Here is a 10,093-nt window from a genome sequence, read left to right on the forward strand (position 1 = left end):
CCAGCCCCCCTGCCCCCGGATTGACATGCTGACGACCCATCCTTTCGACGACGACAAGCTCCGCGAGGAGTGCGGCGTCTTTGGCATCCATGGCGCCGACAGCGCCGCCGCGGTAGCCGCGCTCGGCCTGCATGCGCTGCAGCATCGCGGACAGGAAGCCGCCGGCATCACCGCCTTCGACGGCCGCGATTTCCATACCCATCGCGCAATGGGCCATGTCGCGGGCAATTTCGACCGCGACGACATCATCCGCCAGCTTTCGGGCGCCGCCGCGATCGGCCATGTCCGCTATTCGACGACGGGCGAGACGGCGCTGCGCAACGTCCAGCCGCTGTTCGCGGAGCTTGCCACGGGCGGCTTCGCGATCGCGCACAACGGCAATATCTCCAACGCCATGGCGCTGCGCAAACAGCTCGTTCGGCGCGGTGCCATCTTCCAGTCGACCAGCGATACGGAGGTGATCATCCACCTCGTCGCCACGTCGAGCTATCGCACCCTGCTCGACCGCTTCATCGACGCGCTGAAGCAGGTCGAGGGTGCCTATTCGCTGATCGTGCTGACCGCGGAAGGCATGATCGGCTGCCGCGACCCGCTCGGCATCCGCCCGCTCGTCATCGGCCGGCTGAACGACGCCTATATCTTCGCGTCGGAAACGGTGGCGCTCGACGTGGTCGGCGCCGAATTCGTCCGCACGGTCGAACCGGGCGAACTGGTGATCGTACGCGACGGCGAACTCATCTCGCACCACCCCTTCGCCAGCCATCCGGCGCGGCCCTGCATCTTCGAATATGTCTATTTCTCGCGTCCCGACTCGATCGTGGACGGCACGAGCGTCTATTCGGTGCGCAAGGCGATCGGCGCGGAACTGGCGCGCGAGAATCCGGTCGATGCCGACCTCGTCATCCCCGTCCCCGATTCGGGCACGCCCGCCGCGATCGGCTATGCGCAGGAATCGGGCATTCCCTTCGAACTCGGCATCATCCGATCGCACTATGTCGGGCGCACCTTCATCCAGCCGAGCGACAAGGTCCGCCACCTCGGCGTCAAGCTCAAGCACAATGCCAACCGGGCGCTGATCAACGGCAAGCGGGTCGTGCTGATCGACGATTCGATCGTGCGCGGCACCACCAGCCTCAAGATCGTGCAGATGATGCGCGATGCCGGCGCCGCCGAGGTTCATATGCGCATCGCGAGCCCGCCGACCTCGCACAGCTGCTTCTATGGCGTCGACACGCCCGAGCGCGCGAAGCTGCTCGCCGCGCAGATGACGGTCGGACAGATGGCGAATTTCATCAACGCCGACAGCCTCGCCTTCCTGACCATCGACGGCCTGTATCGCGCGCTCGGCGAAGCGCGGCGCACCGATGCCTGCCCGCAATATTGCGACGCCTGCTTCACGGGCGATTATCCGACCACGCTGACCGACTTCGACGAGAACAGCCTGGACGATCAATTTTCACTGCTTGCCGAGCGGGTTGTCTGACGAAATGACCAAAACATCCGAAGAACTGGCGGGGCAGGTCGCGCTCGTCACCGGCGCGAGCCGCGGCATCGGCGAGGCGATCGCCTATTCGCTCGCGCAGCGCGGCGCCCATGTCGTGATCACCGCGCGCACCGCGGGCGGGCTCGAGGAACTGGAGGATCGCATCCATGCCGCGGGCGGCAGCGCGACGATCGCGCCGCTCGACCTGACCGACGGCGACAGCATCGCGCGGCTGGCGAGCGCGATGGCCGAGCGCTGGCAGCAGATCGACATGCTGGTGATGAACGCCGCGATGCTCGGCACATTGACCCCCGTCGCCGCGATCGACGGCAAGGAATTCAACCGGCTGCTGACGCTGAACCTGATCGCACAGCAGGCACTGATCGCCAATTTCGACCCGTTGCTGCGGCGGTCGGCGAACGGCCGCCTGCTCGCGCTGTCGACCGGCGTCGCGCGGAATCCGCGTGCCTATTGGGGCGCCTATGCAGCGTCCAAGGCGGCGTTCGAGACGCTGGTGACCTGCTATGGCGCCGAAATGCGCAACATCTCGACCGTGCGCACCGCGATCCTCGACCCCGGCGGCACGCGCACCCAGATGCGCGCCCGCGCCTATCCCGGCGAGGACCCGCAGAGCATCAAGGACCCGGCGGCGGTCGGCGAATATGTCGCACAGCTGATGGTCGAGGGCTTCGACAGCACCGCCTATCATGCGCTTCCCAAGGTGATGGAAGAGGCTTAACGCGATCTTTGCTTTCCTGTGGCAACAGGCTTGCTCGACAGGACCAATTCGCAAAGGCATCGGGAATGAGCAGCAACATCCTGCGTTCGGCGATCGCGGCCGTGACCGGCATCGTCATCGCCTTCGGGCTGATCTGGCTCGCCCAATATGCGGGCAGCGAATTGTCGCCCGATGTCTATGATCCGCAGACCGGCGAAGTGCTGATCCCGGTCGGTTCGACCGTCGCGCTGCTCGTCGGCTGGTTCGTCGGCACCTTCGCCGGCGGCTGGGTCGCGATGCGCGTGTCGGGCGGCACGGGCGCGGGATGGATCGTCGCGGGCGCGGTGATCGGCGCCGGCGTCTATCGCGCGGTCACGCTCGCCGACGCCTGGTGGATCATACTGCTCGGCATCCTGATCCCGATCGCCGCCGCCTGGGCCGCGCAGCGCGCCACCGCCGTCGCGGCGCCCTGATCCGCGGCCCGGTGGGCGCCGGGAATACAGCATGACGCCTTGGAAGGAATCGTCATTGCGAGCGGAGCGAAGCAATCCAGGGCGGTTTACGCCACTCTGGATTGCTTCGCTCCGCTCGCAATGACGGAGAAGTATCCGCGCCTTCGCGGGGATGCCGATGAAGGTCCCGGTTTTCGCTGGCAACGTGATTTTCGCGGAATGACTATTGGCCTTCCCCGTCCACCGCCGCCTGCGCCGCCTTGTAGAAAGCCTCGCGCGACGCGCCGACGCCTTCGGGATCGGTCGCGGTCGGCCAGTTGCCGTTCGACGCGATCACCAGCCGCCGCTTCGGGTCGATGAAGATGCCCTGGCCGAAGATGCCCTGCGCGGCGAAGCTGCCGTCGTCGTTGGTCCACCATTGATAGCCGTAGCCGCGCCCCGGCATGTCGATATCGGCCTGCTTCGTCGTCGCCGCGGCAAGCCAGTCGTCGGGCAGCACCGTCTGCCCGCCCGCGACGCCGCCGCCGAGGATGAACTCGCCGAAGCGCGCATAGTCGCGCAGGCTCGCCGACAGGCAGCAGCCGCTGATCTCGTGCCCCGTCGGGCCAAGCATCCACACGGCGTTCTGCTCCATCCCGAACGGCCGCCAGACCTTTTCGGACAGATAGGCGGACAGCGTCTTGCCGGTCGCGCTCGATACGAGCACCCCGATCAGATTGGTCTCGCCGGTCTTGTAGACCCACTTCGACCCCGCGGGCGCTTCGCGCGGCAAGGTCTTCATATAGCTGACCGTTATATCCTCACCCGGCACCGGCTGTTGCAGGTTGAACTGCGCGACGTCGGATTTGGGATCGGTATAATCCTCGTTCCATTGGACGCCCGACGTCATCGTCAGCAACTGGCGGACACTGACGTCGTCATAGGCCGAACCTTTCAGCCCCGGGATATAGGCGGTGACCTTGTCGTCGAGGCTCTTGATGAAGCCGTCCTTCACCGCGGCGCCGACCAGCGTCGAGGTGAAGCTCTTAGCCACCGAAAAACTCGTCCAGCGCCCATCGGGGGCATAGCCGAGCGCATATTTCTCGAGGCGTATCTTCCCGTCCTGGACGATGATCAGCCCGGCGTTGCGCTGCCCCGCCATATAGGCATCGACGTCGATGCCGAGGTCGATCGGCGCGCCCTGCGGCAGCGGATGGACCGGGCCGCCCGCCTCGACCGTGTGGACGACCACCTTCGGGACCGTCTCCATCGTGCGAAAGGCGAGGTCACGCTGGTCCTGGCTCCAAAACAGCACGTTCAGATCCTCCGGCAATTGGGTTGTCGTCTGGGCCGATGCGGGGGCACTCCCCACGGCCGCCGCGGCGCAAAGCAGCGCCGCCATTGCAAATCGTCGCAAATCTGTCTCCCCTTCTTCCTGTTTTTCAGCCCGCCTTTTCGAGCGTGACCTGCGCGACGTCGATGCCGCCGCCACGGAAACCGCCCTCGCAATATTGCAGATAATAGCGCCACAGGCCGACGAAGCGGTCGTCGAAACCGGCGGGCAGGCGCCCGTCGCCGACCGCCGCGTCGAAGCGCGCGCGCCATTCGCGCAGCGTTTCGGCATAGTCGCCGCCGAACCGCCGGACGTCGCGCCACGCGAGTCCGCGCGCTTCGGCGAGCGCCCGGAAGCGGCTTTCCGAGATCAGGCAGCCGCCGGGAAAGATGTGGGCCTGGATGAAGTCGCTGCTCGCGGCATAGCGCTCGAACAGCGCGTCGTTGATCGCGATATACTGGATCGCCGCCTTCCCCCCGGGCCGCAGCAGCCGCGCGATCGTGTCAAGATAGGCGGGCCAATAGGCCTGCCCCACCGCCTCGACCATCTCGACGCTCGCGATCGCATCGAACGCGCCGGTCATGTCGCGATAGTCGCACAGGGCGATGCGCGAGCGGTCCGACAGGTCGACCGCGGCGAGCCGCGCGGCGGCGACCTCCGCCTGCGCCGGCGACAGCGTGATGCCGGTGTAGAGGACGTCGTGCCGCTCGACCGCGCGCTCGGCCAGCGCGCCCCAGCCGCAGCCGATCTCGAGCAGGCGGCTGCCCGACCGCAGGTCGAGCCGGTCGAGGATCGCATCGACCTTGGTCGCCTGCGCCTCCTCCAGAGTCTGCGCGGCGTCGGCAAACAGCGCGCTCGAATAGTTCAGGCCGGCGTCGAGCCACAGGCGGTAGAAATCATTGCCGAGATCGTAATGCGCGAGGATGTTGCGCCGCGCGCCGCTGCGGCTGTTGCGGTTGAGGAAATGCGCGGCTCGGTTGATCCAGCGCCATGGTCCGCGCGCGCGCGCCGCCCGGCCCAGCGATTCCGCGTTGCGCATGAACAGGTCGAACAGCGGCACCGGGTCGACCGACGACCATTCACCGCGATCCCATGCGCGATACCAGCCCACCGAGCCCGAGAGCGCGAGACGCACCAGCGCGGACCAGCTCTGCACATGGACGACCGCGACCGGTCCCTTGCCGCGGCCGCCCAGCATGCGGACGCTGCCGTCGGGCAGATGCCCCTCGATCGCGCCATGGTCGAGCCCCGCGTCGATGCGGTCGAGTTGGCGGTGGAAGAAGGCGGCCGGCGCGTGCCGGATCAGTCGCGCCACGAGCCCGCCGGAGCGGAACGAACGCTCCGCCCCCAGCAGCCTCTCGCCGCGCGCCTTCCTGACATGCGTGTTCATAGACCTTGTGTGCCGCAAAGCGGCGCGCAAGACAATCGCCTGTCGCGCGGCGCCATGACGTCAGGGTCCGGCACCGTACATGGCGGAACCTAAAGGTCGGGTCCGCCTTCCTTCACCGTCCAGGTCTGCCCCTTCTTGAGCAGCCCCTGGAGGTCGGCCGTCTTGCCCGCGGCGGCCGCCTCGTTCTGGCGCCAGACATCGGCCTCGAAGGTCGGGCGCGGGTCGTCGTAGAGGACGCCGAGCGCCATCGGGAACTCGCCGAAGCGCATTTCGACCAGCATGTGCGCGACGCTGCGGTTGGTGACGTCGTGGACGATCACCCCCGCCGCCTGCCAGTCGCCGTCGACCACGTCGACGACCTTGAGCGTCAGCGCCGCATGGTCGAGCGCGATCCCCTTGGCGCCCTTGGCGAACAGCATCGGTTCGCCATGCTTCAGCCAGAGCTGGCGGTCCTCCGCCCCCTTGGGCGCGGCGAAATCCTCGAACACGTCCTTGTTATAGACGATACAGTTCTGGAAAATCTCGATAAAGGCGGCGCCCTTGTGGGCGTGCGCGGCCTTCAGCACGTTCGGCAGTTCCTTCGACACGTCGAAGCCGCGCGCGACGAAGCGCGCTCCCGCGCCGAGCGCGAAGGCACAGGGCTGCGCCGGGCGGTCGATCGAACCGAAGGGGGTCGAGGGGCTGTTCGTCCCGACGCGGCTCGTCGGCGAATATTGCCCCTTGGTCAGGCCATAGATCTCGTTGTTGAACAGCATGATCTGGCAGTCGAGATTGCGGCGGATGACGTGCATCGTGTGGTTGCCGCCGATCGACAGCCCGTCGCCGTCGCCGGTGATGATCCACACGTCGAGGTCCGGATTGGCGAGCTTCAGCCCCGTCGCGAACGCCGGCGCGCGGCCGTGGATCGTGTGGAAGCCATAGCTTTCGACATAATAGGGAAAGCGCGACGAACAGCCGATGCCGCTGATGAACACCGTATTCTCCGGCACCGCGCCGATGTCGGGCAGCGTGCGCTGCACCGCCTTCAGGATCGCATAGTCGCCGCAGCCGGGGCACCAGCGAACCTCCTGGTCGGTTTCCCAGTCCTTGAGCGTCGTGGTGCGGGCGATGGTGGTCATCTCGTTCATGCTGTTTCCTCTCGGGGCAACAACGCTTTCGCGTCAGCCCAGCGCCTCCTCGATGGCGGCTTCGATCTCGGCGATGCGGAAGGGCTGGCCCGACACCTTGTTCACCGGTTTCGCGTCGACCAGATACTGGTCGCGGAGCACCGTCTTGAGCTGGCCCGTGTTCATCTCCGGCACGATGACCCGGTCGTAGCTCTTGAGCAGCGCGCCCAGATTGGCGGGCAACGGCCAGATGTGGCGGATATGGATGTGGCTGACGTCCGCCCCTTCGGCGCGCTTGCGGCGCACCGCCTGGTGGATCGGGCCATAGGTCGATCCCCAGCCGACGACCGCGAGCCGGCCGCCCTCGGCGCCGAGTTCGACGATCTGGTCGGGAACCTTGACCCCGTCGATCTTCGTCTTGCGCAGGTCGGTCATCGCCTGATGGTTGGCGGGCTGATAGTTGAGGTGGCCGGTGTCGACCTCCTTCTCGATCCCGCCGATGCGATGGAGCAGGCCGGGCGTTCCCGGCTTCACCCACGGGCGCGCCAGCTTTTCGTCGCGGCCATAGGGCTTGAATCCGCCCTCCGGAACTTCGGTCAGGAACTCGACCGGGAACGCCTCGTAAGCGGTCAGGTCGGGGACCTTCCACGGTTCGGCGGCATTGGCGATGTAGCCGTCGGTCAGCAGCATCACCGGCGTCATATATTGCGTCGCGATGCGGCACGCCTCGATCGCGCATTCGAAGGCGTCGCCCGGCGAGCGCGCGGCGATCACCGGCATCGGCGCGTCGCCGTTGCGGCCATAGACCGCCTGATAGAGGTCGGATTGCTCGGTCTTGGTCGGCAGGCCGGTCGAGGGGCCGCCGCGCTGCGAATTGACGATGACCAGCGGCAGCTCGGTCATGATCGCGAGCCCCATCGCCTCGCCCTTGAGCGCGATACCCGGCCCCGACGAACTGGTCACGCCGAGCGAACCGCCATAGCTGGCACCGATCGCCGAGCAGATGGCGGCGATTTCGTCCTCGGCCTGAAAGGTCGTGACGTCATATTCCTTGAGCCGCGACAGATGGTGGAGGATCGCCGACGCAGGCGTGATCGGATAGCCCCCGAAGAACATCGGCAGCTTCGCAAGCTGCGCGCCCGCAACGAGGCCGAGCGCGATCGCCTCGGCCCCCGTCAGCGTGCGATAGAGGCCCGGTGCGACGGGCGCCGGCGCGACGTGATGCTGCTTGAGCGGCCCCGACAGCTCGGCCGTCTCGCCGAAGGCGTGGCCCGCATTGAGCGCCGCGATATTGGCGTCGGCGAGATTGGGGTCCTTGGCGAACTTCGCCTTCAGCCATTCGATCAGCGGCTGGCGGTCGCGGTCGAACATCCAGAGCGCCAGCCCCAGCGTCCACATGTTCTTGCAGCGCAGCGCTTCCTTGTTGCCGAGCCCGAAGGGCTTGACCGCGTCCATCGTCGCCTGGCTGATGTTGAGCTTGAGGAGCTGCCACTTGGCGAGGCTGCCGTCCTCGAGCGGGTTCGCGTCATATTTCGCCTTGGCGAGGTTGCGGTCGTTGAACTCGCCCTCGTCGGCGATGATCAGCCCGCCGGGCTTGAGCTGGGGGACATTGGTCTTGAGCGCCGCGGGGTTCATCGCGACGAGCACGTCGGGCGCGTCGCCCGCGGTCGTGATCTCGCTCGACCCGAAATTGATCTGGAAAGCCGAAACGCCGAATAGCGTGCCCTGCGGCGCGCGGATTTCGGCGGGAAAGTCGGGGAAGGTCGCCAGATCGTTTCCGGCCAGCGCGGTCGAAAGCGTGAACTGCCCCCCGGTGAGCTGCATGCCGTCGCCCGAGTCGCCCGCGAAACGCACCACCACCGCATCGGAAAGGGAGGACTCGGGTGCTGCCGCCTCGTCCGCTACCGCTGTCGCCATTCTATCTTCTGCCTTCAAAACCTGCGAACCGTGATTCGGCCTAGGCTCGTCCGCGCCAAGCCGCAATTGAGAAAAAATTGTCGGCGGCCAAGCAGCCGCGCACCCGCCATTCCAAAACCAGTTGTCAAATGCCATTGAATTATCCGCGGCGATGCCGAATAGCTTGCGCAGACAACAGCAAGGGATCGACAGGATGACCGACGGCACCACCCCCTATGTCCGCCCCGATGTGGCGGGTTTTCTCGCCTTCCTGAACGCGCAGGAGGGCCCGAAGATGGAGGAGCTGCCGCCGGAGGGCGCGCGCGGGATGATGCGCGCGATGGGGCAGCTTGCCGACGTCCCGCGCGGCGCCATCGCCAAGGTCGAGGATCGCACCATCCCGGGGCCGGCGGGCGCGATTCCGATCCGCATCTACGACGACCGCCCCGACCGCGAAGCGGGGCCGGTGATGGTCTTCTATCATGGCGGTGGCTTCGTGATCGGCGATCTCGAAACCCACGATCCCTATTGCGCGGAGGCGGCGCGTATCCTCGACATGCCGGTGATCGCGGTCGATTACCGCCTGGCTCCGGAACACCCCTTCCCCGCCGCGCCCGAGGATTGCGAAGCCGCGACGCGCTGGGTCGCCGACAATTTTCCCTGCACCGGCCTGGTCCTGTCGGGCGACAGCGCGGGCGGCAACCTGACCATCGTCACGGCGCTGTCGCTGCGCGATCGGCCGGCGTCGAAACCGGTGATCGCCATCCATCCCATCTATCCGGCCGTGTCGACCCACAACGACTGGCAGAGCTACCGCGATTTCAAGGAAGGCCATTTGCTGACCGAAGCCGGCATGACCTGGTTCGGCGACCAGTATCAGTGGGTCGAGGACGATTACCGCGCCGCGCCGCTGAACTTCCCTGCCGAAGGCCTGCCGCCGACGCTGCTCGTCACCGCGGGCCTCGACCCGCTGCGCGACCAGGGCCGTGCCTATGCCGCCAAGCTGATCGAGGCGGGCGTGCCCACGACCTATCGCGAGGCGGCGGGCACCATCCACGGCTATATCTGCCTTTCGCAGGGCGTTCCGAGCGCCAGGGACGATATTCGCGGCAACCTGACCGTCCTCAAGGCGATCGTGGCCGAACAGACGGCATGAGCGACGCCGGCGCCCTGCCCTATCGCCCCTGCGCGGGGGTGATGCTGGCCAATCGGACCGGCCGCATCTTCGTCGGCCAGCGGATCGATTCGAGCGCCGACGCCTGGCAGATGCCGCAGGGCGGCATCGACCCCGGCGAGGATGCCGAAGCCGCGGCGCTGCGCGAGCTCGAGGAGGAAACGGGCGTCCACGCGGGGCTGGTCGACATCATCGCGCGCAGCCGGACCGAGCATCTCTACGACCTTCCCGACGATCTGATCGGCACGGTGTGGGGCGGCCGCTATCGCGGGCAGCGCCAGAACTGGTTCCTGATGCGCTTCATGGGCGAGGATGCCGACGTCCATATCGTCACCCCTCATCAGGAATTCCGCGCGTGGCGCTGGGCCGAGCTCGACGAGCTCGAAAGGCTGATCGTCCCGTTCAAGCGCGCGCTCTATCGCGCGGTGGTCGAGGAGTTCCGCCCGCTCGTTTAGATTCTGTGGGGATACGGTTTCGGCGCGGTTTCTCTTTTCCTCATCCTGAGCTTGCTTGGCCTATATGCACCCATCAGGCAGATAAGGTCTGTTCCCCGGCGAAAGCC

9 protein-coding genes are annotated in these 10,093 nt (G+C 66.7%); 5 read left to right on the forward strand and 4 right to left on the reverse strand.

All coding sequences use genetic code 11. The annotated features are described in order from the left end of the window. Positions 1-25: 25 nt before the first annotated feature. The 3 genes from purF (at position 26) to SGR02S_RS12035 (ending at position 2,674) form a co-directional block, all read left to right on the forward strand. Positions 26-1,483 carry an amidophosphoribosyltransferase gene (purF, locus tag SGR02S_RS12025; protein ID WP_067109931.1) on the forward strand — a complete coding sequence of 486 codons (1,458 nt, stop codon included), beginning with the start codon at positions 26-28 and terminating at the stop codon, positions 1,481-1,483. A gap of 4 nt (positions 1,484-1,487) precedes the next feature. Then, positions 1,488-2,222, forward strand: coding sequence for an SDR family NAD(P)-dependent oxidoreductase (locus SGR02S_RS12030; RefSeq protein WP_067109934.1), 735 nt, complete (start codon positions 1,488-1,490; stop codon positions 2,220-2,222). 65 nt (positions 2,223-2,287) lie between these two features. After that, positions 2,288-2,674 (forward strand): hypothetical protein, encoded by a 387-nt coding sequence (locus tag SGR02S_RS12035; protein ID WP_067109938.1) that lies wholly within the window; start codon positions 2,288-2,290, stop codon positions 2,672-2,674. Between the two features lie 202 nt (positions 2,675-2,876). Here the strand turns inward: SGR02S_RS12035 and SGR02S_RS12040 are convergent, their stop codons facing one another. From SGR02S_RS12040 to SGR02S_RS12055, 4 genes are all read right to left on the reverse strand, one after another. Further along, complete coding sequence (locus tag SGR02S_RS12040; protein WP_067109941.1) at positions 2,877-4,034, reverse strand: serine hydrolase domain-containing protein; 1,158 nt, start codon at positions 4,032-4,034, stop codon at positions 2,877-2,879. 40 nt (positions 4,035-4,074) lie between these two features. Beyond that, positions 4,075-5,355 (reverse strand): SAM-dependent methyltransferase, encoded by a 1,281-nt coding sequence (locus SGR02S_RS12045; RefSeq protein WP_067109944.1) that lies wholly within the window; start codon positions 5,353-5,355, stop codon positions 4,075-4,077. Positions 5,356-5,444: 89 nt separating this feature from the next. Beyond that, the gene (locus tag SGR02S_RS12050) at positions 5,445-6,482 is read right to left on the reverse strand and encodes a 2-oxoacid:ferredoxin oxidoreductase subunit beta (protein WP_067109946.1); all 1,038 of its coding nucleotides are present in this window, start codon (positions 6,480-6,482) and stop codon (positions 5,445-5,447) included. A 33-nt stretch (positions 6,483-6,515) separates the two neighbouring features. Then, a complete protein-coding gene (locus SGR02S_RS12055; protein ID WP_067109950.1) occupies positions 6,516-8,378 on the reverse strand; it encodes a 2-oxoacid:acceptor oxidoreductase subunit alpha in 1,863 nt (620 codons plus the stop codon). A gap of 193 nt (positions 8,379-8,571) precedes the next feature. Here SGR02S_RS12055 and SGR02S_RS12060 point away from each other — a divergent pair, with 193 nt between their 5' ends. Further along, on the forward strand, positions 8,572-9,513 hold the full coding sequence (locus SGR02S_RS12060) for an alpha/beta hydrolase (RefSeq protein ID WP_067109953.1): 942 nt from the start codon (positions 8,572-8,574) through the stop codon (positions 9,511-9,513). Then, complete coding sequence (locus SGR02S_RS12065; protein WP_067109955.1) at positions 9,510-9,986, forward strand: RNA pyrophosphohydrolase; 477 nt, start codon at positions 9,510-9,512, stop codon at positions 9,984-9,986. The genes SGR02S_RS12060 and SGR02S_RS12065 overlap by 4 nt, the downstream gene beginning before the upstream one ends. Positions 9,987-10,093 lie beyond the last annotated feature (107 nt).

Origin of the sequence: Sphingopyxis granuli NBRC 100800, from assembly GCF_001591045.1 — a bacterium.
In the GTDB taxonomy this organism is placed as follows: Bacteria; Pseudomonadota; Alphaproteobacteria; order Sphingomonadales; family Sphingomonadaceae; genus Sphingopyxis; species Sphingopyxis granuli.

What these genes read in the sequence shown, in the direction of transcription:
- purF (WP_067109931.1), top strand. Translation starts at nt 26, where the DNA reads ATGCTGACGACCCATCCTTTCGACGACGACAAGCTCCGCGAGGAGTGC.
- SGR02S_RS12030 (WP_067109934.1), top strand. Translation starts at nt 1,488, where the DNA reads ATGACCAAAACATCCGAAGAACTGGCGGGGCAGGTCGCGCTCGTCACC.
- SGR02S_RS12035 (WP_067109938.1), top strand. Translation starts at nt 2,288, where the DNA reads ATGAGCAGCAACATCCTGCGTTCGGCGATCGCGGCCGTGACCGGCATC.
- SGR02S_RS12040 (WP_067109941.1), bottom strand. Translation starts at nt 4,034, where the DNA reads ATGGCGGCGCTGCTTTGCGCCGCGGCGGCCGTGGGGAGTGCCCCCGCA.
- SGR02S_RS12045 (WP_067109944.1), bottom strand. Translation starts at nt 5,355, where the DNA reads ATGAACACGCATGTCAGGAAGGCGCGCGGCGAGAGGCTGCTGGGGGCG.
- SGR02S_RS12050 (WP_067109946.1), bottom strand. Translation starts at nt 6,482, where the DNA reads ATGAACGAGATGACCACCATCGCCCGCACCACGACGCTCAAGGACTGG.
- SGR02S_RS12055 (WP_067109950.1), bottom strand. Translation starts at nt 8,378, where the DNA reads ATGGCGACAGCGGTAGCGGACGAGGCGGCAGCACCCGAGTCCTCCCTT.
- SGR02S_RS12060 (WP_067109953.1), top strand. Translation starts at nt 8,572, where the DNA reads ATGACCGACGGCACCACCCCCTATGTCCGCCCCGATGTGGCGGGTTTT.
- SGR02S_RS12065 (WP_067109955.1), top strand. Translation starts at nt 9,510, where the DNA reads ATGAGCGACGCCGGCGCCCTGCCCTATCGCCCCTGCGCGGGGGTGATG.